The 22,503-nt window shown below is 59.5% G+C and carries 20 protein-coding genes and 3 pseudogenes; 8 read left to right on the top strand and 15 right to left on the bottom strand.

All coding sequences use genetic code 11. From position 1 onward, the window contains the following. Positions 1-339: 339 nt before the first annotated feature. From JW799_RS08915 to JW799_RS30005, 8 genes and pseudogenes are all read right to left on the bottom strand, one after another. Positions 340-1,629: a 6-phospho-beta-glucosidase gene (locus JW799_RS08915; RefSeq protein WP_205429455.1), complete on the bottom strand. Its 1,290-nt coding sequence runs from the start codon at positions 1,627-1,629 to the stop codon at positions 340-342. Continuing rightward, entirely contained in the window at positions 1,626-2,618 is a 993-nt protein-coding gene (locus tag JW799_RS08910; RefSeq protein ID WP_205429454.1) for an N-acetylglucosamine kinase, read from the bottom strand. Before JW799_RS08910 ends, JW799_RS08915 begins: the two co-directional genes overlap by 4 nt. A 115-nt stretch (positions 2,619-2,733) precedes the next feature. Continuing rightward, positions 2,734-4,404, bottom strand: a complete 1,671-nt coding sequence (locus JW799_RS08905) for an extracellular solute-binding protein (RefSeq protein WP_205429453.1) — start codon at positions 4,402-4,404, stop codon at positions 2,734-2,736. A 91-nt stretch (positions 4,405-4,495) separates the two neighbouring features. Further along, positions 4,496-5,389: a carbohydrate ABC transporter permease gene (locus JW799_RS08900; RefSeq protein WP_080832197.1), complete on the bottom strand. Its 894-nt coding sequence runs from the start codon at positions 5,387-5,389 to the stop codon at positions 4,496-4,498. Positions 5,390-5,407: 18 nt separating this feature from the next. Beyond that, the gene (locus tag JW799_RS08895; RefSeq protein WP_080832081.1) at positions 5,408-6,361 is read right to left on the bottom strand and encodes an ABC transporter permease; all 954 of its coding nucleotides are present in this window, start codon (positions 6,359-6,361) and stop codon (positions 5,408-5,410) included. A gap of 147 nt (positions 6,362-6,508) precedes the next feature. Beyond that, positions 6,509-7,384, bottom strand: coding sequence for an AraC family transcriptional regulator (locus tag JW799_RS08890; RefSeq protein WP_205429452.1), 876 nt, complete (start codon positions 7,382-7,384; stop codon positions 6,509-6,511). A gap of 191 nt (positions 7,385-7,575) precedes the next feature. Then, on the bottom strand, positions 7,576-8,196 hold the full coding sequence (locus JW799_RS08885) for a YheC/YheD family protein (protein ID WP_205429450.1): 621 nt from the start codon (positions 8,194-8,196) through the stop codon (positions 7,576-7,578). A gap of 17 nt (positions 8,197-8,213) precedes the next feature. Continuing rightward, a pseudogene (locus JW799_RS30005) lies at positions 8,214-8,366 on the bottom strand (YheC/YheD family protein); the annotation flags it as partial. A gap of 205 nt (positions 8,367-8,571) precedes the next feature. Here JW799_RS30005 and JW799_RS08880 point away from each other — a divergent pair. The 4 genes and pseudogenes from JW799_RS08880 to JW799_RS08870 all read left to right on the top strand — a co-directional run bounded on the left by JW799_RS08880 (position 8,572) and on the right by JW799_RS08870 (position 11,831). Continuing rightward, positions 8,572-9,876 carry a phenylacetate--CoA ligase family protein gene (locus tag JW799_RS08880; RefSeq protein WP_205429448.1) on the top strand — a complete coding sequence of 435 codons (1,305 nt, stop codon included), beginning with the start codon at positions 8,572-8,574 and terminating at the stop codon, positions 9,874-9,876. A gap of 10 nt (positions 9,877-9,886) precedes the next feature. Continuing rightward, positions 9,887-10,507: pseudogene (locus JW799_RS29550) on the top strand (pyridoxal-phosphate dependent enzyme); the annotation flags it as partial. 74 nt (positions 10,508-10,581) lie between these two features. Further along, positions 10,582-10,866 (top strand): pyridoxal-phosphate dependent enzyme, encoded by a 285-nt coding sequence (locus JW799_RS29545; RefSeq protein ID WP_338026243.1) that lies wholly within the window; start codon positions 10,582-10,584, stop codon positions 10,864-10,866. Continuing rightward, on the top strand, positions 10,863-11,831 hold the full coding sequence (locus tag JW799_RS08870; RefSeq protein ID WP_080832085.1) for a 2,3-diaminopropionate biosynthesis protein SbnB: 969 nt from the start codon (positions 10,863-10,865) through the stop codon (positions 11,829-11,831). The genes JW799_RS29545 and JW799_RS08870 overlap by 4 nt, the downstream gene beginning before the upstream one ends. A gap of 438 nt (positions 11,832-12,269) precedes the next feature. On the opposite strand, the gene JW799_RS08865 is transcribed toward JW799_RS08870, so the two are convergent. Genes JW799_RS08865 through JW799_RS08855 form a run of 3 tightly spaced genes read right to left on the bottom strand, consistent with a single transcriptional unit; the run spans position 12,270 to position 14,138 of the window. Next, positions 12,270-12,896: an ABC-2 transporter permease gene (locus JW799_RS08865; RefSeq protein WP_080832086.1), complete on the bottom strand. Its 627-nt coding sequence runs from the start codon at positions 12,894-12,896 to the stop codon at positions 12,270-12,272. Then, a complete protein-coding gene (locus tag JW799_RS08860; RefSeq protein WP_205429447.1) occupies positions 12,889-13,755 on the bottom strand; it encodes an ABC transporter ATP-binding protein in 867 nt (288 codons plus the stop codon). Before JW799_RS08860 ends, JW799_RS08865 begins: the two co-directional genes overlap by 8 nt. Continuing rightward, positions 13,752-14,138 carry a GntR family transcriptional regulator gene (locus JW799_RS08855; RefSeq protein ID WP_205429446.1) on the bottom strand — a complete coding sequence of 129 codons (387 nt, stop codon included), beginning with the start codon at positions 14,136-14,138 and terminating at the stop codon, positions 13,752-13,754. Before JW799_RS08855 ends, JW799_RS08860 begins: the two co-directional genes overlap by 4 nt. 138 nt (positions 14,139-14,276) lie before the next feature. Here JW799_RS08855 and JW799_RS08850 point away from each other — a divergent pair, with 138 nt between their 5' ends. The 4 genes and pseudogenes from JW799_RS08850 (at position 14,277) to JW799_RS08835 (ending at position 16,744) form a co-directional block, all read left to right on the top strand. Continuing rightward, entirely contained in the window at positions 14,277-15,053 is a 777-nt protein-coding gene (locus JW799_RS08850; protein ID WP_205429445.1) for an exonuclease domain-containing protein, read from the top strand. Between the two features lie 116 nt (positions 15,054-15,169). Beyond that, positions 15,170-15,625 (top strand): annotated as a pseudogene (locus JW799_RS08845) (RNA polymerase sigma factor); the annotation flags it as partial. Beyond that, positions 15,618-15,908, top strand: coding sequence for a hypothetical protein (locus JW799_RS08840; RefSeq protein WP_205429444.1), 291 nt, complete (start codon positions 15,618-15,620; stop codon positions 15,906-15,908). The pseudogene JW799_RS08845 and the gene JW799_RS08840, both read left to right, overlap by 8 nt. Continuing rightward, on the top strand, positions 15,905-16,744 hold the full coding sequence (locus JW799_RS08835; protein ID WP_205429443.1) for a hypothetical protein: 840 nt from the start codon (positions 15,905-15,907) through the stop codon (positions 16,742-16,744). Before JW799_RS08840 ends, JW799_RS08835 begins: the two co-directional genes overlap by 4 nt. A 101-nt stretch (positions 16,745-16,845) precedes the next feature. On the opposite strand, the gene JW799_RS08830 is transcribed toward JW799_RS08835, so the two are convergent. The 4 genes from JW799_RS08830 to JW799_RS08815 form a co-directional block, all read right to left on the bottom strand. After that, positions 16,846-17,880, bottom strand: coding sequence for a CAP-associated domain-containing protein (locus JW799_RS08830; RefSeq protein ID WP_205429441.1), 1,035 nt, complete (start codon positions 17,878-17,880; stop codon positions 16,846-16,848). A 29-nt stretch (positions 17,881-17,909) separates the two neighbouring features. Continuing rightward, entirely contained in the window at positions 17,910-18,305 is a 396-nt protein-coding gene (locus JW799_RS08825) for an S-layer homology domain-containing protein (RefSeq protein ID WP_205429439.1), read from the bottom strand. Positions 18,306-18,718: 413 nt separating this feature from the next. Beyond that, positions 18,719-21,751, bottom strand: a complete 3,033-nt coding sequence (locus JW799_RS08820; RefSeq protein WP_205429436.1) for an S-layer homology domain-containing protein — start codon at positions 21,749-21,751, stop codon at positions 18,719-18,721. 299 nt (positions 21,752-22,050) lie between these two features. Further along, entirely contained in the window at positions 22,051-22,443 is a 393-nt protein-coding gene (locus JW799_RS08815) for a hypothetical protein (RefSeq protein WP_080832095.1), read from the bottom strand. Positions 22,444-22,503: the final 60 nt, after the last annotated feature.

The raw sequence follows: 22,503 nt of genomic DNA, 5'->3' as shown, positions 1-22,503 counted from the left end.
TCGCCACGACTCAACCGGAGGAACGGCGGGCGTGCGGTGGCGGTCAGATGAGTAATGGCTACTCAAATTCGGGCGGCTGCATGCGTTTGGAGGGTCGAGATGAGTCGCCATGACTCAACCGGAGGAACGGCGGGCGTGCGGTGGCGGTCAGATGAGTAATGGCTACTCAAATTCGGGCGGCTGCATGCGTTTGGAGGGGCAAGGTGAGCCGCCACGACTCAACCGAATCGGCAGCAAGGGGGGCGGAGACGGTAGCATTCAAAAAAGCCGCCGAAGCAGGAAGCTTCGGCAAGCTTGGAGGTTTCCACGGTTTGAAATGACTTAGCCGCCATCAACCGATCAGCGGAAAAAACGGGGCAAATACGGCTTGTTCCGCTCCAGCATTTCGCTCAGCATCTTCTCCGCGTCGTTCGCCGACGGCACGAGCGGGTGGTGGGACAGCGCCAGCAGCGCCTTGCCCGCGTCGCCGGTGACGGCCGCCTCGATCGCCAGCTGCTCGTAGGTTTTCACCGCGTGAATCAACCCTTTGACAGAAGGCGGAACGACCTTGAGCGGCTGCGGAATCGGGCCCTCGGCCGTTACGACGCAGTTCACCTCGATGCAGGCGTCGTCGGGCAGAAAATCGAGGATGCCGCCGTTCGACACGTTCAGCGTCTGCACGTCGCGGGAATCGTTATGCAGCGAAACCATGAGCTTCACCGCCGCCTCGGAATAGTAGGCGCCGCCGCGCTGTTCGAGCTGTTTCGGCTTTTCCGAGAGATTCTCGTCCCGGTAAATGTCGAACAGCTCGTCTTCCAGCCGCTTCACCGTTTCCGCGCGGGTTTCGCCCTTGGCCGCGGCCGCCTGCTGCTCCGCCAGCATTTCGCGATGCAGGTAAAAATACTTCAAATAATAGGACGGAATCGCCCCAAGCGAGCGAAGCAGCTCCGCGTTCCATTGAAACTGGGGCACGTTTTTGGCGGAATAGCCGTCGCGGTTGCCCAGCAGCTCCGGCAGCTTCGGCACGCCGTCCACCGTAATTTCGCTGATCCAGTGCAGGTGGTTCAGCCCGACAAACTCGCAATGAATGCGGTCGATCGGCACCCCGTACAAGGAGGACAACCATTTGTAGGCGCCGATCGGCGAATTGCACAGGCCGACCGAACGGATGCGGGAATGCTTCAGAATCGCTTCGGTCACCATCCCGGCCGGATTGGTGAAGTTGAGCAGCCAGGCGTCGGGACACAGCTCCTCCATGTCCTTCGCGATATCGAGCAGCACGGGAATCGTCCGCAGCGCCTTCATCATGCCGCCGGGCCCGGTCGTCTCCTGCCCGATCATCCCGTAACGCAGCGGGATCGTCTCGTCCCACCCCCTCGCTTCGAGCAGCCCGACCCGCATCTGGGTCGAGACGAAGTCCGCCCCCGCAAGCGCCGCGCGCCGGTCCAGCGTCATGCCGACCTCGATCGGCAAGCCCGATTTCGCCACCATGCGCCGGGCCAGCCGACCCACGATGTCGAGCTTCCACTCTCCTTGGGGAATGTCAACCAGCACGATCTCCTTCACGGGAAGCTTGTCGTAATTGGCGATGAAGCCTTCGATCAATTCCGGCGTATAGGACGAGCCCCCGCCGATAACCGCTACTTTCATTCTTCGTTTCCTCCTCCGTCGGCCGCGTTTACCGCTAGCGCCCGCGACAAATTATCGTACGCCTCGGCCGGAACTTCCCGCCCGGTCCGCTCCATGGCAAGCAGAAGCGCGCCTCCGACCGGTTCGATCGTCAGCACGCGCAGCCCGCAGCCGGGCGCGGTCGGAAGCACGACCTCTTCGATGTAAGGAGCGACGAACCGGCTCTCGCCTCTCGTCAGCACGCTGCCCACCAGCACGAGGTCGAACGCGTCCCCTTCCATGCCCAGTCGGCGGATCGTCGCTTCAGCCGAAAGGCCCAGCTCCCTGCCCTGACGGCGCAAAATCCGGCGAGCCACCTCGTCCCGGTCCGCAACCTCGAACAGCAGCTTGGCGAGATGGCGCGGAATGCGGGCGTCGCGATCCAGGAAGTCGTGGAACATCGCCTCGACGGAAGCGTAACCCAGCGACGCCGGAACGGCTTCCGTCAGCAGCGTCGGTTCGCCCCGTCCCTCCCATGCCCGGATGACGGAACGAAAGGCTTCGACCGCCAGATCGGTGCCGCCGCCGAAATCTCCGTACGGATAGCCGAAGCCCCCGCACTGGAACGATTCTCCCCGCTTGTTGATTCCGTAGCAGTTGGTGCCGCTGCCGCACACCAGCACGACGCCGTCCGGCTGCCGGGTGCCCGCGCGCAGGCCGATGACCGTATCGCACACGATGTCGTGCGCGGCAAGCCCGAGATCGGCCAGCATCGGACGCAATACGCGAAAATCCGCCTCCCGGTCGGCTCCCGCCAGCCCGTATACCGTAAACGCGATCTCCCCGCGCTTAAGTCCCGCCTGCGCCAGCGCGCCTTCCACCGCTTCGCGGATGTTCGCTTTCGCCGGTTCGGTCCCGGACTGGTGATTGCCGCATCCACTGTGGCCCCGGCCCAGGATGACGCCTCTTTCGTCGCAAACGACGGCGAGCGTTTTGCTGCCGCCTCCGTCTACCCCCAAATAGTAATTCATGCAGCCTCACGCTCCCTTGCAGCGGCAACGGAGCCGGCCTGCCGGACATGCGCTGCGCCAGCGCCATGCCGTCCGGCCAACCGACTCCGCTGCCGTCAATAGTTAGTCGACGTCGTCATTTCAACATGTTCAGATTTTCCTGCCATTTTTGCGTTTTGTACTCGAGCAGCTTTTCGTATCCGACCTTCTGCGCGTCGGCTTCCGCCTGGTCGAGCAGGGCGTACACCTCTTCGTCGCTCTTGGCATTCAGAATCGCCTGGGCGCGGACTTTCTCGTAAATTTCCTTGACGCTTTGCGCGATAATGCCTTCGTCGGAATCGCCGGCAGGCTCGAGGTTGACGAACTCCGTCGTGTTGTATTGCGTTTTCCACGTAATTTCCGACTGCCATTTCGTTTCCCAGCTTTTCTGGTCGTCGGGCAGCGTCGATTCGAACTTCATTTTCGAGTTATCCACATAGACTGTGTTGCCGACCCATTGCAGGTTGACCGTGGAATTCATCAGTTCGTCGCGGCCTTTCGTGTCGCTCGTGAACTTGTCGGTGAACAGCGGAGCCTCCTCTTCGTCGACGCCGTCCCAGTACAGTCCCGGGGGTCCCCACATGATGACCCGCTGCCCTTCCGGCCCGGTCATCCAATCGAGGAAGGCGAAGATCGCTTCGGGGTTTTCCGCGTTTTTCGTAATAACGCTGACGTTCCAGCCGAGCTGGTTGTAGTAGCCTGTAAAAATTTTATTTTTGTCCAGGCCTTCTTTATGAATCGGCCAAATCATGATGTAGCCGGCTTCCGGATCCTCCGCCTCCAGCAAAGCGTTGCCGATGGCGCCGAACTCGGTCGGGCTCGACGCGGCGAATACCGCGATTTTGCCCGTGACGATCTTTTGCTCGACTTGCTCCAGCGGCTGGCTGAACGTATCCTGGTTCAACAGCTTTTCGCGGTACAGCTTCGCGCCGAACGCGATCGACTCGCGGAACGGTTCATCCAGAAATACGGACGTCATTTTGCCGTCTTTCGGAACGGCCATCATGCTGAGAGCGCTGAACAAATACGGACGATTCTCCGCGTAGGCCGAGGACAAAATATCGATCGCTTCCGCCGATTGCCCGCCTTCCAGCGGAACGACGTCGGGGTACTTCTCTTTCACGAGCTTCAAATAGTTGTACAGATCGTCGATCGTTTCGAGCTTCGGGGCGCCCAGCTCGTTGTAGATCTTTTTGTTGACCAGGTAGCCGGAGTTGCCGTTAGGCTGGGTCGTGTACCAGTTCGGGAATTGATAGATTTTGCCGTCGGGAGAGCGCAGCATGTTCAGCGTCGATTCGCCCGCCCATTTTTTCAAATTCGGATATTTCTCCAAATATTCGTCGAACGGAACGAGCATGCCGGCCGCGCGCAGCTTCTCGACGTCGGCGCCGCGCTCCGTCCAGATGACGTCCGGCAGCTCGCCCGAAACGATCATCGTGCTCAGCTTTTGCGCCGCGTTGCCGCCGGAGCTGACCGGCACGACGTTGACCTTCTTGTTTTCCTGGATCCATTTCGACGCCAGGTCCTCGCCCCAGTTCGGCATCGTGTACCAGTCGTAATGGCCGTAGAATGAAAACTCCAGCGGCTCCTTGCCCAGCTCGTAGACGTCGCCGCCCGCCGTCTCTTCGGCCCCGCTTGCGCTGGCGGACGGCGCGGCCGAGGAGGAAGGCGCAGCCTCGTTGTTGCCCGACGTGCACCCCGACAGGATCAGCGCGACCGCAATCAAAGCCGAAAGCGATAGCGTCAAAGCTCTGTTTCGCTTTTTCATTTTACAATCTCTCCCTTCAATTCTTTTATATGGGACCCAAAAATCAAAAGGATCCGCGGCAAAGGCCTGGCGCCTTTAAACCCAACCAAAGTCAACCTTTGAGAGAACCGACGAGCACGCCTTTCACGAAATACTTCTGAACGAACGGATAGACGCACAGGATCGGGAGCGTCGCGACCATCATCGTCGCCATCGAAAGCGACTTGGACGTCACCGTCCGCATTTTGTTGAGCCGTCCTTGCGTCGCCGGATCCATCTGCTGCATCTGCTCGCTCATAATGTTGGAATTCAAAATTTGCTGCAGCTTCGTCTGAATCGGAAGCAAATCCGCATTGCTGATATAGATGCTCGGCGCAAACCAGTCGTTCCAGTGGTACACAGCCGTGAACAGCGACAGCGTCGCGATGACGGGACCGGACAACGGCAGCACGATGCGGAACAAAATGCCCCAGTTGGAGCTGCCGTCGACCTTGGCCGATTCTTCGAGGCCGGCGGGCAATCCCATGAAGAACGTCCGGAAAATGATCATGTCCCACACGCTGATCAGACCCGGAATGACCATGACCCAGAACGTATTGAACAGCCCCAACTCGCGAATAAGCAGAAAGGAAGGAATGAGACCGCCGCTGAAATACATCGTAATGATGCAAAACACCATGTAAAACTTGCGCCCGATCAGCTCCCGCTTCGTCATGCCGTAGGCGAATACGGCTGTCGCCAAAATGGTGCAAAGCGTGCCGACCGCCGTCCGCAGGATCGAGATGACGAAAGCGCCCACGAGCCGGCTGTCCTCGAACACGATCCGGTAATTGTCAAGCGAAAACTCCCGGGGCCAGAACGTCACCCCGCCCTTCATCGTGTCCGTCCCCGAGTTGAACGAAATGACGGCTGCGTTCCAGAACGGATAAAAAGCGGCGAATCCGAGAATAAGCAGCAAAACGTAAATGACAATCAGAAACGCTCTATCGCCGGCCGACAGCTTCATCTTGCTCACCCCCTTGCGTTACCACAGACTGTTCCCCGACCGGCGGGCCAAATAATTCGCCGCGACCAACAAGCCGACGCTGATCAGCGCCTTGAACAGTCCCGCGGCGGTCGCGTACGAGTAGCGGGAGTTCTGGATGCCGATCCGGTATACATACGTGTCGATGACGTCGCTGACGTCGCGCAGCACGGGATTCGAGCCGAGCAGCAAAATATTTTCAAAGCCCGCGTTCAGGAAGTTTCCGATGGCCAGGATGAGGAAGACGATCACGACCGGCAAAATGGCGGGAAGCGTAATCGAGAAAATTTGCCGGAACCGGCTCGCCCCGTCCACGGCCGCCGCCTCGTGCAAATGGGGGTCGACTCCGGCGATCGCGGCCAGGTAGACGATGGAGGAAAAACCGATTTCCTTCCATACGTCGGTCGTGATGAGAATCGTCCAGAAATATTCGGGAACGGACAGGAAATTGATCGGCTCCTCGATCAGGTTCAGGCTTTGGAGCAGCAGGTTGAGGCTGCCGTTCTCGGTCGACAGAATCGACCCGACGAGGCCCGACACGATAACCCAGGAGAGAAAGTGGGGCAAGTAGCTGATCGTCTGGATCGTCCGCTTGAACACCCGGCTGCGGACTTCGTTCAGCAAGAGCGCCAGAACGATCGGCGCCGGAAACCCGATCAGCAGCTTGAGCAAGCTGATGACGACCGTATTGCGGATGACGGTCCAAAATTCGGGCGCGTTGAAAAACATTTCGAAATGCTTGAAGCCGACCCACGGACTTCCGAAAAAGCCTTTGAAGAGACTGTAGTCCTGGAACGCCATCAGCACTCCGTACATGGGGATGTAACTGAATATGAACAAAAAGAGCAGCGCCGGCACGACCATAAGCTGAATGTCCCACTGCCGGAAAAAACGGATGAGGGCGGACGGTTTATCCGCGGCGTTCCGCAGGATGCGAGGTTCGGTTTGCGCCATATGCCACTGCAGCCCCCCGTCGGTTTATTTCCTTTATCTTACCTTCCGGGGGACGGCGTCTCTTCGCCAAATCAACCGAAAACTGATACTATCTTACTGTTCCGGGCGCTGCTGCGCGCGCGATCCGCCGCGATGCCGATTCGGCTATCAGGAAGTCCGCTTGCGGACGGTGCGGGGCGCGTAGCCGAAATGGCGGTTGAACAGGCGGTTGAAGTTGGACAACGTGCGGAAGCCGCATTCCATGGCGATGTCGACGATTTTCAGATCGGTCGTCTCCAGCAGCGCGACGGCCTTTTCCAGCCGGAGCTGGATGAGGTACAGCTGCGGAGGCACGCCGACCGTCCGGCGAAATACGTCGCAGAACCGGGACGGACTCAGGAAAGCAAGCTCCGCCAGCTCCTGCAGCGACCAGGGGTGGGCGAGGTCGGTCTCCATGGCGTGAATGACGCGCCTCACCTTTTCGAGCTGGGCGGCATTGACCGGGCTTTGGATGCCGTCCTTGCGGGCGAAGCGGAAATCGCGGTTGACGTAAGCGAGAAACTGGTGCAGGCAGGCGTAGACGAGCGAGGTGTTGGAACGCAGTTCGCTGTCGTGCTCGAGCTGCATTTCGAGCAGCAGCGAGCGCAGCAAGCCGATGCGGGGATGCTCGCGGTCGAGCAGATTCGTGAAGTTGACGCCCATCTCCTTGAAAGGCGCAAGAATTTCCGGATCGTAGCGCAGCGTCCCGGTCAGCCAGCCCCCGTCGAACGAGACGACCTGCAGGATGAGATCGCGAGTTTCATAGGCGCAATGGAGGTCGTTGGAATTGATGAGCAAAATGTCCCCCTGGCGAAACTCGAACGTCTCTCCGTTAATGATGTAATAGCCGCTGCCGGACTTGATCAGGTTGATTTCGAGCGCGTCGTGCCAATGCAGCTTCTGATAGCCGGAGTCGACGCCTACCGTATCCTCGATATGGATTGGAAAGCGTTTGTTCAGTTTCGTCTTCTCCCGGGGAATATCGGCCGAAGGCAGTAATGTCATGTTTTATCCCTCCTTTGAAGGTTAGGCATCCGTTTTTTGTCCTTTAATGATAATTTTATGTAATGTTATCTGTCAAATAGTTGCCGCAATTATTGATCCTGGAGGAAGCCCTTGTCAAAGCTTGCGCCGAACCCGGCGGGAAAGCGCATACATTCCATTTATATGTTCGCGATTTCCCGCCAGGCTCCTGCCTACCGGCCTTTTTTTGCTTTTCGCACCGTCATATCGCAAATTCGCCCGTACCCTTTTGCCAGCTCGAGGATTTTTTGCAGCATGGACGGGTCGTCCAGCAGCGCGAACGGACGCGGGTCGGGCTTCGTGTTGACCTCGAGAATCCAGCTTCGCAGCCGTTTGTCTACCGCGATATCGAGCCCGAGCTCGTTCATCCTCGGATAGGAAAGGGCGAACTGCCTTGCCGTTTCCCTCGCCAGCCGCTCGAAGCCGGCTGCGATTCGCGCCGCTTCGCTCTTGCCGGCCTGCTCGGCCAGCACGTCGTCGGCCGAATAAATGCTTCCCCCTTGGCTTCCGTTCGTAACGGCTTTGCCGGGTGACGCGACGCGCGCCAGCATGCCCGACACTTCCCATTCGCGCGCCCCGTTGCGCTGGATGACGACGCGAAAATCGATCGGGCGCCCTTCCTTGCGGAGGACGCGAATGCCTTGCTGCACGAGATACGGCTTGGCCGGCTTGCGGCGTTCGATCCATCCGTACGCTTCCCGGGGGACGCCAGCCGGACTCGCGTTGTCCCGGATTGAACGTCGACCGCCCCCGTTCTCCGCCTCAGCTCGGCGCGCATGACGCCGACGCCGCACGAGCCGTTTGTCGGCTTGACGTAGACGAGGCCGTGCCGCCGCAGCATTCCTTCGAACGAGGAGCGGCCCCACCGCTTCGTTTCAGGCACGTGCGGTCGAAGCGAAGCCGATTTTTCCGCGATCCGCGTTTTAAGCCATTTGCTCGAAAGCGTTTTTCGATTGCTCTTCATTCTCTTCTCGCCTCCGGTTTCGATCGGCTCGGGGAGCCTATCCGATACCATATGGAAGTTTCATCCTTCAAGGAAAGGCTGGCGCCTAACGGCCGGCAAAGAACCATCCGGGGCTAGGCACATACAATGAAACCAAATAGCGCAGAGCTTGCAGCACAATCGCCGCATCGAACGGAAGACAAAAAAATTCGCCGGAGGCCCGCCTATGCTGACCAGCGAGCAATTGCAAGCCAAGCTCGAGCGAACGCTGCTCGCCTTCCCCTGGTACGGCCGCCTGCTCGGGAAGGAGCGGACCGACCCAACGCTCGCCGCGCTCCCCCTCCTGACGTCCGCCGAGCTCGAGAAGCATTACTACACGCCGGACAATCCGTTAAGCCGCCAGCCGGGCCTTCGAACGTACCGGACATCCGGCACCAGCGGCGGCTACCGCAAGACGATTTATTACTCCGACGAGGACGAAAAGCGTTACGCGAGCATCAAGGCGGACGTATTCGCCCGTTTTTTGTGCCGGGGAACCGCGGACGGCGGGGAGCCGCTCGCAACCGCGCTGTCCGACATGGGAACGGGCCATGCGGCCGACACGGCGGTCGGCATTTTGGAGAGCATCGGGCTTCGGGCGGAGGCCGTTTCGTTCCGGCTTCCGATCGAACGCCATCTCGAGCGGCTGCGGGACGTCCGTCCGCACGTCCTGTATACGATGCCGTCCATTCTCGACCGGCTGCTGGCGGCGGCGGACGGCCCGGAAAGCTTCGGCATCCGCAAGGTCATCCTCGTCGGAGAGCCCGCCGCGCCTTCCTGGATCGCCCGCGCGGCGGGGCGGCTCGGCATTCGGGCCGAAGACGTCATGGACACGTACGGATCGATCGAAATCGGCACGATCGCCTATTTTTCCCACGAGCACGGGCGTTACTTGTTCGCGGAAGGCATCGAAGCGGAAGGGCTGAAGCCCGCCGCGACCGCATCCGGCAGCGAGGCGGAGGCGGGGACGAAGGCGGTTTTCGCGGACGGGCTGATCGACGGGGATACGCTCAAGGAAGACGAATGCGTGCTTGCGCTGACTTCGCTTGCGCGCGACATGTTTCCCGCGCTGCGGTACGTGACGTACGACGTCGTGCGGGATTTGCGCCCGATTCGGGTCGACGGCCGGTGGCGGCAAAGCTTCGGGGCGCTCGTCAAACGGCTCGGACCGGAGCTGAAGCACGGGGAAAAAATAAGCGTTTACGACATCGAAAACGCCGTGTATCGCCATGTGGAGCCTCCCGCCGCCGTCGAGGCGCACCTTGCGGGCAACAAGCTGCGGGTTCGGATCCTCTGCGGCGCGGGCGGCGAGGAGCGGCGCGTGGCCGTCGAACGGGAGCTTGCCGCATGCATCCCCGAGATCGGGGAAATGATCCGGGGCGGCTTGCTGGAGGCGGTCAAGGTGGAGTTCGCGCCGCTCGGCAAGGACGGCGACGCTGCGGCCGGTCCCGCCGGCGGGGCGATCAAGCGCAAGAAGATTTATTACGATTGAGGTGGAGCGAATGAAAGCTGCGGGAGGACTGCTGTCCGCGATTGGCCGGACGCCGCTCGTGCCGCTTGCGAATCTGTTCGCGGACGCGCCCTTCCGGGTATTCGCGAAGCTGGAAATGATGAATCCCGGCGGCAGCGCCAAAGACCGCGCGGCCCTCGGCATGATCCGGGACGCCATCGATAACGGCCGTATCGGCCCCGGAACGACCGTCGTCGAGTCCAGCTCCGGCAATCTGGCGATCAGCCTGGCGCTCGTCTGCGGCTATTACGGGCTGCGATTTATTTGCGTCGTGGATCCGCGCACGACGGCCGCCCACCTGCAAGCGCTCCGAGGCCTGGGGGCGGTCGTCGAGACGGTCGACCGGCCCGACCCGGAGACGGGAGAATATTTGCCCGCCCGGATCCGGCGCATTCGCGAGCTGCAGGCCGAAATCGCCGATTGCTGCTGGCCGAACCAGTACGCCAATCCGGCCAATTACCTGGCGCACTACAATTCGACGATGCCGGAGATTTTGCGCGAGCTGGACCGAATCGATTTTCTGTTCTGCGGCGTGAGCACGTTCGGCACGCTGCGCGGCTGCGCCGAGCGGCTTCGCGCCGAGGGGCGGGCCGCGCGGATCGTCGCGGTGGACGCCGCCGGCAGCGCGATCTTCGGGGCGGGCGCCGCCGGGGCGCGCGCCGCCTGCCGGGGCTCGGGGCGGCGATCGTGCCGCCGCTCGCGCGCCGGGAGCTGGCCGATCGCGTCGTCCGCGTCACCGATCGCGACTGCGTCGCCGGGTGCCGCGAGCTGCTGCGCACGGAGGCGATTCTCGCCGGCGCTTCGTCGGGCGGCGTCGTTTCGGCCATCCGGCGCATGCGGGCGGACATCCCGGCGGATGCGACGTGCGTCGCCATTCTCCCGGACCGGGGCGACCGGTACTGGGACACCGTTTACGACGACGAATGGGTTGCCTCCCTGCCCGAGGCGGCCGCAAAGGAGCAAGCGGAATGATCTATTTGAACGACGGCGATATTATGCGGCTTGGCGTCGATTGGCCGGGATTGGCCGACGAAGCGGAAAAAATCGCCGGGCTGCTGCAAACGGAGGCGATCGCCCAGCCGCTCAAGCCGTATTTGCGGTTCGGCGATCCGGCCAACCGCATCATCGCCATGCCCGCCTACGTCGGGGGCGGGATCGAGGCTTGCGGCATCAAGTGGATCGCGAGCTTTCCCGGAAACCGCAAGCTCGGCCTGCCCCGCGCGCACAATGCGATTATTCTGAACGATCCGGATACCGGAGAGCCGATCGCGTTTTTTCGCAGCGGCCTGCTGAACGCCCTGCGCACGGCCGCGGTCAGCGGCGCCATGCTGCGCGGCTGGCTGAAGCGCCGGCCGGACCGGTCGCTGACGGCCGGCATCGTCGGGTGGGGGCCGATCGGCCGGGCCCACCTGGAGATGCTGCGCGCCCTGCTCGGGGACCGCCTCGCCTGGACGCTCCTGTTCGACGCGAACGGGATCGCGCCCGAAACCGTGCCGGACGACCTTCGGAACTCGGTCGTCATTGCGGGCAGCTGGCGCGAGGCGTATCGCCACGCCGATATTTTCGCTACGTGCACGACCGCCCCGGAGCGCTACATCGACGAGCCCCCGCCTCCGGGCGCCCTGCTCCTGAACGTGTCGCTGCGGGATTATATGCCGCACAGCGTCCGGTCGCTCGCCGCCGTCGTCGTCGACGACTGGCGGGAGGTATGCCGGGAAAACACCGACATCGAGCGCCTGCATCAGGCGTTCGGACTGGGCGAGCGGGATACGGTCACGCTCAAGCAAGTGCTGCACGAAGACGCGCTCGGCCGATTTGCCGCCGACGAGCCCGTGTTTTTCAACCCGATGGGAATGGCCGCCTTCGATATCGGCATCGCCCGCCGGTATTACGAATTGGCCTTGCGGAACTACGCCGGGCGCCTTCTGGACGGGTAGCCGCCGGCGCGTCGGACAAAGGCGCCCGCCATCGCGATCGACCGCCGCAAACATGCGCATAGCGGGTCGAAATGAGTCGCCACGACTCAACCGAATCGTTAGCATGCGTATGGAGGCGGTAAGATGAGTCTTTTTTACTCAAATGCGTATGGCCGTGTGGATTCGGTGGGTTGAGATGAGTCGCCACGACTCAACCGGATCTTTAGCATGCGTGCGGAGGCGGTAAGATGAGTCTTTTTTACTCAAATGCGTATGGCCGTGTGGATTCGGTGGGTTGAGATGAGTCGCCACGACTCAACCGGATCTTTAGCATGCGTGCGGAGGCGGTAAGATGAGTCTTTTTTACTCAACTGCGTGCGGCTGTATGCGTTTGACGGGAAAAAGCCGCCTTCGCCCCTGAACCGGGCGAGGCGGCTTCTCGTTTCGCAAGCTCCCTTTTTAAACGTCGATATCCTTTTTCTGAAAAATCGCGGCCGACACCCGGTAAGAAACCGCGAGCAGCGCAAGTCCCGCGACCGGCAGCAGCGAACCGAAGCCAGCGGAGAGTCGTCCCAACGGTACGGCGCCCATGCTCTCGCCCTCGTTCGTCAAGAGGACAATGCCGAAGGCCATCAGGAAGATCACGATGTAGACGACGAATTGCGCGCCTTTTTGCCCGAGCCGGTAGTAGATCGGAAAGTATAGCGAAAAGAACAGGAGATCGACCGTGACGGCCGCCGCCGCGAGCTCGAACGACCATGCCATCTCCCGGCCCAACGCGTACTTGTTCAGCAGCATCACGAGGACGCTCAAAACAAGCCCGACCGCGGCATAGATCAGCACGCAGACGTATTTGGCCAGCACGATCTGCTTCCGGCGCACCGGCAAGCTTCCGACGAACAGGGCGCTCTTGTTGCGCATTTCGAGATTGGAGGCGAACATCATCAGCATCATGGCCGGGAGGGCCGAAATCAGCGCCGGAGATTGCTTCGACAGAAAAAGAACGCCAAAAAACACGACGTACAAAAGGACGAACAAATGATAATAGCTGAGCACGAAAATTTCCTTGCGAATCAGATTAATCATGCTGCCGCCCCCCTTTTGCCGTAAAAAACATAATATCCTCCAGCGTGGGCTTTTCCAGAACCGCCGATTTTCCGAACAGCCGCAGCGCCTCTTCGCGCCGTTCCGTCAGCCCCTCGAAGCCGATCGCCGTTTCCCGGATTCCGACGAACAGCTTCCGCACGTCCCGATCCAGCAGCTCGGGCGCAGCTTTGACCAGGGCGTATTTCTCGAACACCCGCTCGCGCGATTCGTTGAACACCAGCTTTCCCTGATGGATAAAAACGATATAGTCGGCGATTCGGTCGAGGTCCGTCGTTATATGCGAGGAAAACAAAATCGAATGCCCCTCGTCCAGCATGAGGTCGGCCAAAATGTCCAGCAGTTCCCGGCGGAACACCGGATCGAGCCCGGCCGTCGGCTCGTCCATGACCAGAAGATCGGCCCCGCGGGACAAGGCGAAGCAGAGCGACAGCTTCATTTTCATTCCTTTGGACAAGCTCCGGATTTTGGCTTTCGGATGGAGCTCGAACCGCTCCAAATAATCGTTGAAGCGCTTGTCGTCCCAACGACCGTAAAACGGGGCGATCACCCGTTTCATGGCGGCAATCGACAAATGCTCGTAAAAATTGCATTCCTCCGACACGAATCCGATGCGCTCCCGGATCGCGGCCTCGTCGGCGGGCATCGGCTTCCCGAAAATGCGGATCTCCCCCGCGCCCGGCACCGCCATGCCCATCAGCAGGCGGATCAAGGTGCTTTTGCCCGCTCCGTTCGGTCCGATCAAGCCGGTAATGAAGCCCTGCTTGATTTCCAAAGAGACGTCCTTGAGCGCGAATCGGGCGAATTGCTTGCTTAATCCGCGCGTCTCGATCACATTCATGCTTCCTCCTCCTCCTGTTCGAACAGGAGCGCCAGTTGCTCCTGCAGGTCCTGCAAGCTGAGCTGCAGAGCTCGTCCTTCCTTGACGATTTCCGCCATTTTCTCCTCGAGCTGCCGCACGCGCCTCTCCCGGATAAAAGCCGGATTGGCGCCGGAAACGAAAGAGCCCTTGCCGACGACCGAGTCGATCAGCCGCTCCTTTTCCAGTTCCTCGTATGCGCGCTTTGTCGTAATGACGCTGATCTGCAAATCTTTGGCCAACTGCCGGATCGAAGGCAGCGGCTGCCCCGGCAGCAGCTCGCCGCCGATGATCGCGTCGCGGATTTGCCGGACGATTTGCGCGTACAGCGACTCGTCGGATGCGTTGGACAGGATGATTTTCATAAATCACCTTTGTTCATAGTGTATATATTATATATATACACTATGAACATGCAAATGTCAAAGCCGGCCCCGATTTTCTTTTCTCCGCCGAACTCTGTTAAAATGGGATTCATGGGGATTCGGAACGGAGGTTTGAACGTGGACTATATTGTTTTGGATATCGAATTCAACGGCCGCAAGTTCGCCAGCGAACTGCCGATGGAAGTCATCGAGATCGGAGCCGTCCGTTTGAACGCCGCGCTTGCGATCACGGACGAATTTTCGGCGCTGATCAAGCCGGTGTACTTTTCGAAGCTGAACTCCTTCATCAAGAAAAAAACCGGCATCCCCCAAGAGGATATCGACCGGGCCGACGGCTTCCCCAACGTGATCGCGGATTTCCGGAAATGGCTGGACCGCGGCGGGGAGTGCCTGTTCGTCACCTGGGGCGGCGAGGATTTCAAGCGCATCGTGCTCGATACGCGCATGCACAAGCTGGACGATTCCTACTGGCTCGCCGCCCATTATTTCGACCTGCTCAAAGGCTATTTGCGCTACAAAAAAGTAACGAACGACGTCAGCGTCGAAGCCGCCCTGCAGGACCTGAACATCGCGGCGGAAGGCTCGGCCCACCGGGCGCTGGACGACGCGAAAATGACGGCCGAGGTGTTCCGGAAAATTTTTTCCGAGCTGGATTTCGAATTCAAGCAGCAATACAAGGATCTGTACACCAACTCCAAGGAAAGAAGGCTCGTCAAAAGCGCCGTCCGCTCCCTGCGCGCCCGGAAAACCGTTCCGCAGTGGGACATCGTCGTCAAGCAGTTTCTGGAGGGCAAAATCCCGGCGGACGACGCGAAAAAGCTGGCCGAGCTGCGCGATGTGTTCGAAGCGGAATTGGAGAAAAAACCTTCGCCGTCCGGCGAAAAACGCGACTAAGCGGAAGGTCGGCCACGCCTCGGCCGAACGCTTCTATGCAAGGCTTCCATGTGACAACTTGAAGTCGCTTTCAACCGCAACCTGCTGCCGACGGCCGGGCGGCGGTTTTTTTATGCCGGAAAAGGGAACCGATCGCCGAACTGCGTTGCGATTTCGCCGACGACGTCTCCCAGGATGTATTTCTCAAAGCGTTCGGGGCGATCGGGACGTTTCGGGGGACGTCGAGCGTGCGCACCTGGCTGCTGGCGATTATCCGGAACGTGGCGATCAATTATTTGCGGGCGGCTTTCGTGCGCAAGGTTACGCTGACCGACCGAACGGCCCGCCATGGCGTCAGCCCTTCGGCCGAACGCGAGGCGCTCGAACGAGAGCTGACGGACGAAATCTGGACCGCCGTGCTGGACATGCCGCTGAAGTGGAGGGAAGTGCTGATTTTGCATGCGAAGTACGAATTGAACATGAAGGAAATCGCCGGCGTTCTGGGCATCTCGGAAGGAACGGTCAAGTCGAGGCTGGCCAGAGCCAGGCGGCGAATGGCCGATCGATGGAAGGAGGACATGGCCTATGAATGAAGGAAACCCGGATTGGTACGGACGACTGAAAGGAGAACCTTTTCGGGAGCGGACGTTTACGGACGAGCATATGAACCGGATCGAGAGCCTTGCCGGGCGAAAAGGGGCGGCGCATGCGGGGAGCGTTCCGGCGGCGCGCAGCAAGCGTCGCCGGCTCGCCTGGGGCGGAGCGGCGGCTTTCGTCTTTGCGGCGTCGGCCGTTTGGGGGCGAGTCTCCTCTGGACGCCGGGAGAACCGGGAACGGTCAATCCCGCCGCGAGCGGATACGCGCGAATCCCGGTGAAGGCCCATCCGTTCGCCGGGGAGCTGCTGACGGTCGACATTTCCAAAGGGACCCCGTTCGGCCAGCTGCCCTTCGACGTCAACGACGTGACGGAACTGCGAATCTACGAAACGGCCAACGAGAAGGACGAGTACCGAACTTTATCCGATGCGGAGTATGGGGTCGTGATGCCGGATCTGCTGACGTTTCATCTTGGCAGAACGACTTATGGGCCGCTTACGGCGAGGGATTACCCCTATCAATTCAGCTTTCGGGTGAAAGACGGGAGCGCATATGCCGTCCCTTACGATTTCAATGAAAATATGTTCCGGATCGGCGATTCGCTGTTTTTTGCATACCCGGAAACGCTAACCCTTATGCACGCGTTGTACAAACCGGATTCTCCCTGGGGCCAGTGGGGCGAGATGATGAGAGCGAATCGGGAGGAACGGGACCGGCTAAGCGCAATTGTGTCGAACGATATCGGACATGGCCCCGAGGCGTTCGAAATCGGAGGGAAAGATTACACGGCCTGGGAGATCGAACTGCTGGCCCATCTGGAGCCCGACGAGGAGATCCCCTACCATGATCCGGACACCGCCAGGTTCGGACAATCCCGCGTATTCGAGCAGCAGGGCATTTTGGAATTGCCCCGGACGATCGTGTTCTCAAAAGACAATGTCTCGACGCCGGGAGGCGTTTCCGTCGGAACCGGGCGGGATCGCGCCGCCGAGCTCCTGGGCAGTCCGAACCTGCAGTTGGAAAGCGAGTGGAGTTACCTCCTGGGCGAAACGACGTTCAGCCTTTATTTCGCGGACGACAAAGTGAAGTTCATGGCGCTGACGAAAAATCTTTAAATGCCGTTGCGCCTCGAGGAGATTTCCCCCTCTCAAAAAAACGGGCCCGGAGGCGCCCGTCCGACGACAGGTTCCTCCGGGCCCGAATTCGATCGATCGCGTCAACCGGGCGTATAGAAGTTTTGCGCGTAGTAGATTCTATATTCGTAGTCGGTCGAATAGGCGTTCCCGACGCCGAGCCGTTCGTATTTATCGTTCAAAATGTTTTTGCGGTGGCCCTCCGAATTCATCCATCCCGCATGCGCGAAAATGGCGTTCGGCAGCCCGGCGGCAATGTTCTCGCCTGCGGCCGAATAAACGATTCCGTCGGCGTCCATTCGGTCGAAAGGACTTTCGCCGTCGGGATTTTCGTGGGCGAAGAAAGCACGCTCGCCCATATCGGTGCTGTGGTTTCGCGCCGTAGCGGCGATTTTGTCGTCCCATGCGAACGCTTTTTGACCGGCTTGCACGCGGGCCACGTTCGTCAGATCGAAAATCTCGCGCTCGTAAGCGGACAGCACGGCTTTGCTGACGTTGCCGTAGGTTCCGCTTCGCGCCGCGGCGGTTGCCTGCTCGACGATATAGATGCCCATTACTTTGCGGCTGTTGAAATCGTCCAACATAAACGTAAGGACGGCCCCATCCTTCTCATAGCTCGGATAGGTGGCGCTTGCCAAGTTCACATTCATATTCGTATTGAGATCCGACAGGCTTTTGGCGGCGCCCAGCTTGCCGGTGACGACCGAGCTCGCGGTCCCGATGCCGATGCCGTCGTCGCTTTCCCATACATTCGCGTTGGAGAACAGCGCGACGACTTTTCCCCCGCTGATTCCGATTTGAGCGTATTGCGCATAATTTTTGTTATAAATGTACCACTGGAAGCCGTATTCGCTCGGATCCCGCCGATTCGGCTCGCCCAACAGCGCGATGACCGCCGCTTCCGTATCCCCGATTCCGACGCCCCGGAGACGATAAGGAGCATCCGACGACGCAACGGGCTCGGAACCCGCGCCGCCCGTGCCTCCGGTTTCTCCCGCCAACACGTTGGCGATAAATTGAACGGCCTCCGCCCGGCTCAGCCGGTTCGTCATCCGGTAGCCCTCTACCGTCGCGGAGTCGATGCCGCTGGAAAGGCCGTTGTCCAGCAAATACTGCACGGCCTCGGTACGACCTAAATTCTCCCCTTTCAACGCTGCGATAAGTTGTGCCGCTCCTCCTCGGTCGAATACAGCCCCTCCGCGGCCAACGGGAATCCGCGCTCCTCCGCATAGCGGTAATAAGGCGCGCTCCAAGCTTCGCCCGCTTGCTGCTGCGTCAGCTCGCCGGGGACCGCCGCTCCCAGAAGCAGCTTAAGAAATTCGGCTTCCGTCACAAGCTGCGCCGGACGGAACGTGCCGTCGGTATAACCGTCGACCCAACCGTTCTCTGCGGCTTGGCCGATGGCCGCGTAAGCCCAATGCGACGCGGCTACGTCCTTGAAGGAAACGCCTGCCGCCGAAGCCGGCTTCGGCGCCGTCGCTGTAACTGTCGCGGCAAGGAACAATAGAAGTGCCAACGCCAGTTTGCTAATTCGTCGATGCATAAAGTTGTCCTCCTAGGATGTAGTTTGGCAAATCTTCCAAGTTCAAAAATTCGCCATTTCTCGTCATTTTCCTGCCTTTCGTTGCAGAATAATGCTATCCATAGAAAGCGCATGGCTGGCATGGCGTGCTGAGATGTGTCGCCACGACTCAACTGGAACGTTAGCGGACGTGCCGAGTCGGCGAGATGAGTCATTTTTACTCAACTGCGCACGGCTGCAGGCGTTTGGAGGGTTGAGATGAGTTGTCACGACTCAACTGGATCCGCCGAGGGCCGGCCCGACCTTCGAAGCGGATGGGGGAGATGTTGTTTGAGAAATGTTCCGCTGCCCGAATGCATTCGCACGTCCTCCATGACAAAAAAAACGGCGGCACCGCGCCCGAAGAGCGCTTGCCGCCGTTTTTCCCATGAAAATCAGGCTTGATCCAGGGCTTCCAAAACGCGAATGATCAACGTCAGCGCCTCGGCGCGCGTCAAACTCGCTTTCGGATCGAAAAGGTTGTTATCCTTGCCTTGCATCAGTCCGGCCTCCACCGCGGCCGCGACTTCGCCCTTCGCCCATGCGGGGATTCGATCCGCATCCGCAAAGCCAAACTCCGGATTTTCAACCGGCGTCAGATTCAACGCCCGAGCGACGATGACGGCGATTTCCGCGCGCGTGATCGTGTCGTTCGCTCCGAACGTTCCGTCGGCATACCCTTTCATCAGGCCGGCTCCCGCGACGTTGGCCACGTGCTCTCTTGCCCAGGCCGGAATTCGGCCCAGATCGGACAGTCCCGTCGTCGAACTTTCCGCACTCAATTTCAAGGCGCGGCTGAGAAAAACCGCGATTTCCGCGCGCGTGACGACGCCGTTCGGACGGAAGGTGCCGTCCCCGAAGCCTTGAGCGATGCCCAATTCGACGGCTTTCGCGATGGACGCTTCGGCCCAATGGCCGCCGGTATCGCTGAACGTAACCGCCGGTTGGGTTGCGCCGCCGCCCGTACCCGGATCGGTTTCCGTACCGGCATCGGTGCCGTTCTCGGATTCCGAATCGCCAGTCGCGTTCCCCGGGATCGGGATCGGAATCGGCGGAGTGCCAGTGTCAGGGTTCGGATTCGGATTTCCCGTTCCCGGCTCTTCCGTTCCCGGTTCCTCCGTACCCGGCCCCGGCTCGGTTCCCGGATTCGGCTCGCCCACAACGGACGCCCGGAACGCGGCCTTCGCCTTCTGCAGGGCCCCCAGCATGGCATCGGTTTGCTCCTGCGTCCCGTTCAGCTTGATTGCTTCGGCACCGGCCGCATCGATCGCCGCCTTGTAGTCCGCAATCGCCTCCGCCGGATATTGGCCCGGCGCGGTTCCCGCCTGGGCCGTCCGCAGCGCGGCCGTTCCCGCCAGTACCTCCTGCGACAACAGAGTGTTGTCGACATTGTTGAAATTCAGCCGAATGTCGTGCGTCGCCTGGTAAGACCCTTGCGCGATGACGACCTGGGCGTCAACCAGCGCCCCCGGATTTTCCACTTTAAACGTCACGACCCGCGTATCCGCTTCTTCATTCGAACTTACGACCGTGGCATTCTCATATTCGCCGTTTTGCTTCACTTTGAACGAGGGAATGATCGAGCTGTCCTTGATGGTCAAGTTCGCATACGTTGCGCCGTTAACCGTCGAGAAGACAGCCGGCTTCAATAAATAGCTGTCCATGGCGGAGAACGTTGCGTTCGCCGCATGAACGGCCGAGAAGTACACGCTTCGAGCCTGATTGGCCTGGAACGCGTCTACGGCCGATTGCAAAGCGGCCGAAGCTGCGGAAATTTCCAATCGGGTCGAGCCGAGATTATCCGCAACGGCTTTGGCGCTGTCGATCGCCGCCTGCAAGGCAGCCCTGTCATCCGCCGAATGTTGGCCCGCACCGGTTCCTTCGGAGGATCCGTCCAGCAAGGCCTGGGCCTCATTCGCCTTCGAGGCCAAAGCATTCAGCCGGTCGACGTTGAAACTCAAGTAAACGGAATGCAGGACGGACGGATCCTCATTCGTCGCGAAGGTCATATAAACGAGTCCGCTCGTGTTGTACACGCCGCCGTTTCCGTTTTCCGTGATTTGGGTCCGCCATGTGTCGTCTTCATAATCGCCCGGAACTTCCAAAGGACTGTACTTGGAGGTCGAAAACCCGAACTCTCCATTGCTAAGCGGACGATAGTAGGAAATCGAGCTTTTGTCTATGCGGGAAGCCTTTTTCCATGTGAACTGTTCATATACCAAATAATCCATGCGAAGAAGGTCGGCCGTATCCGAAAAATAGGGGGAAAGCGCGGAAACGTCGGTGGCCGGAACGCTGTCCAGAACCGCCATACGAACCGTTTCCTTTATCGCCTTAAATTTCTTTGCGTTGACCAGTCTGTCGCTCAACGTTGCGTAGGCAATATCCACCTGATACTGGGTCGCCGAAGCGTTGGCATATACGTTGTTCGCCGAAGTGAGGGCTGTTTTTAAAGCGTTCGCGGCGGAACTGAACGTTTCTCCCTCCGAAACGACAAGCTTGCTCCCGGACGTGCCCGTCGCCGTGCCGGCCACTATGATGCTGTCGGAATACGCGGTCGCTTCCCCGATCAACCGCCCCAGCCCCTCGCGGTTGATCTCAATCTTCAACCGTTCATAGTTTGCCAAAGCGGCAACCAGGGCATTGTAGGCTTCGGTGATCTGTTCCGCGGTCGCTCCGGAATCGTTTGCCGTCTCCCGAGCCGAAACGATGGCCGAATGCAGCGAAATCTTGGAACCCGGTACATATTGGCCCTCGAGGTAGCCTTCCGTCGTCGTATCGTAGGTGGTCTGCGCGACGGAAATTTGTTGGTTCAACTGCTCCAGGGAAGCCTCTTGCACGACTTCGCCCCCGCCCCCGCCGACCGGAACAAGCGGCAAGCCGGACGTGTCGATCCAGATTTGGGCGTTGTACCAATAGTCGTATAGAAACGGAGTTCCGGCTAAATACAAATCTTCGATCTTGATATGCATTAAAATTTCAAGTTTCTTGGTAATGTCGGAAACCGGCATGCTCACGGTGCCATAGTAATTTTCGACCAGCTTCTCCGCACCGGTCGCCCCTCTTCCCGCAACGACGGCGTCCTCGGCGGAAATGACCTGGCTCGGCGTATAATCGTCCGGGCTCGAGCTTTTCGTCTTGCCGGGCGTCAAATATCCCCAGTAATGAAACCAGTCGTAGTTGTTGAACGTGCTGACAAACGTCATCGTTCCGTTGCTGACGATCAGCTTGCCGGATCCCGGCTCTATGTACCCGTTGGCGACGGAAGTCTCCTCCGAATTGTCCTTCAGCACCTTGAATTCTACGGCATACTCCCCGTCCGGCACCGTGACGGCCGCTGCTGCGCCGGCTTGCCCCGCCCAGGCGAGCGGCAACGCGAGCGCGCAGGCCATCAGCAAGGCCGCGACTTTCTTGATTATCGAGTTCAAGCTTATACGCTCCCTTTTAAAAAAAATTTGTCAAATGGACTTTTTTACACTAACGCCTACCCCGCATAGCACTCCGCGCATTTCCGTTCTTTCGATTCGAAGCAGCCCCCCTCGATTTGTTGATAGACCGCCGATGACGATGGAACGATAAAGATCATCTAAATGAATGTGATAATCATTATCATTTATAATCAAACAACATTCTATATTTAACCAACTTTTGTTGTCAATCTATTTTTTCGCTCGCGATAATGAAAAAAGCGGCCGGGAGGACCGGGCCGCTTCCTTATCGCGGGTTTTTACCAAACGATCTCGAGATCGTACAAGGCGTTATGGCTTCCGCCCGGATACGTGACGGAAACGAACAGCTGCACGGGGATGTTCTCGCTCGGGTCTGAATTCGTAAAGGTGAACGTCGTATTCCCGCCGGATACCGTTCGGGACGCCAGCACATAGTTGCCATTGCCGTCGTCGGCATACAGATAAGGGAAGTAATCTCCGGCAAGCGTGATCGTCACCGTATTTCCCGTAACGTCTGCGGGACCGTTGATGAACGAGCTCGAGTGCGCATGATATTCGCCTTCGTAGTAGAATACATATTCCTGGCTGGCCGCGGAGACCGGGAACGCCAGAACGAGCGCCAGAAGCGCCATCAACATCAAAGACAAGGGTTTTTTCATCGCTTTTGCCATCATCAAACACTCCTCGATTTTTGGATTTGTACGCTTGATTGCTATTGGACCTATCCGACA

Origin of the sequence: Cohnella algarum (assembly GCF_016937515.1) — a bacterium.
GTDB lineage: Bacteria > Bacillota > Bacilli > Paenibacillales > Paenibacillaceae > Cohnella > Cohnella algarum.
Note: the sequence above shows the minus strand (reverse complement) of the source record. Positions and strands in the feature narration are given on the sequence as shown.

Bases quoted from the DNA above. Each gene is read 5' to 3' on its own strand.
- JW799_RS08915 (WP_205429455.1), bottom strand. From the start codon at position 1,629: ATGAAAGTAGCGGTTATCGGCGGGGGCTCGTCCTATACGCCGGAATTG.
- JW799_RS08890 (WP_205429452.1), bottom strand. From the start codon at position 7,384: ATGACATTACTGCCTTCGGCCGATATTCCCCGGGAGAAGACGAAACTG.
- JW799_RS08855 (WP_205429446.1), bottom strand. From the start codon at position 14,138: ATGAAAATCATCCTGTCCAACGCATCCGACGAGTCGCTGTACGCGCAA.
- JW799_RS08895 (WP_080832081.1), bottom strand. From the start codon at position 6,361: ATGGCGCAAACCGAACCTCGCATCCTGCGGAACGCCGCGGATAAACCG.
- JW799_RS08840 (WP_205429444.1), top strand. From the start codon at position 15,618: ATGAATGAAGGAAACCCGGATTGGTACGGACGACTGAAAGGAGAACCT.
- JW799_RS08865 (WP_080832086.1), bottom strand. From the start codon at position 12,896: ATGATTAATCTGATTCGCAAGGAAATTTTCGTGCTCAGCTATTATCAT.
- JW799_RS08880 (WP_205429448.1), top strand. From the start codon at position 8,572: ATGCTGACCAGCGAGCAATTGCAAGCCAAGCTCGAGCGAACGCTGCTC.
- JW799_RS08860 (WP_205429447.1), bottom strand. From the start codon at position 13,755: ATGAATGTGATCGAGACGCGCGGATTAAGCAAGCAATTCGCCCGATTC.
- JW799_RS08815 (WP_080832095.1), bottom strand. From the start codon at position 22,443: ATGGCAAAAGCGATGAAAAAACCCTTGTCTTTGATGTTGATGGCGCTT.
- JW799_RS08825 (WP_205429439.1), bottom strand. From the start codon at position 18,305: ATGCATCGACGAATTAGCAAACTGGCGTTGGCACTTCTATTGTTCCTT.
- JW799_RS08870 (WP_080832085.1), top strand. From the start codon at position 10,863: ATGATCTATTTGAACGACGGCGATATTATGCGGCTTGGCGTCGATTGG.
- JW799_RS08910 (WP_205429454.1), bottom strand. From the start codon at position 2,618: ATGAATTACTATTTGGGGGTAGACGGAGGCGGCAGCAAAACGCTCGCC.
- JW799_RS08905 (WP_205429453.1), bottom strand. From the start codon at position 4,404: ATGAAAAAGCGAAACAGAGCTTTGACGCTATCGCTTTCGGCTTTGATT.
- JW799_RS08900 (WP_080832197.1), bottom strand. From the start codon at position 5,389: ATGAAGCTGTCGGCCGGCGATAGAGCGTTTCTGATTGTCATTTACGTT.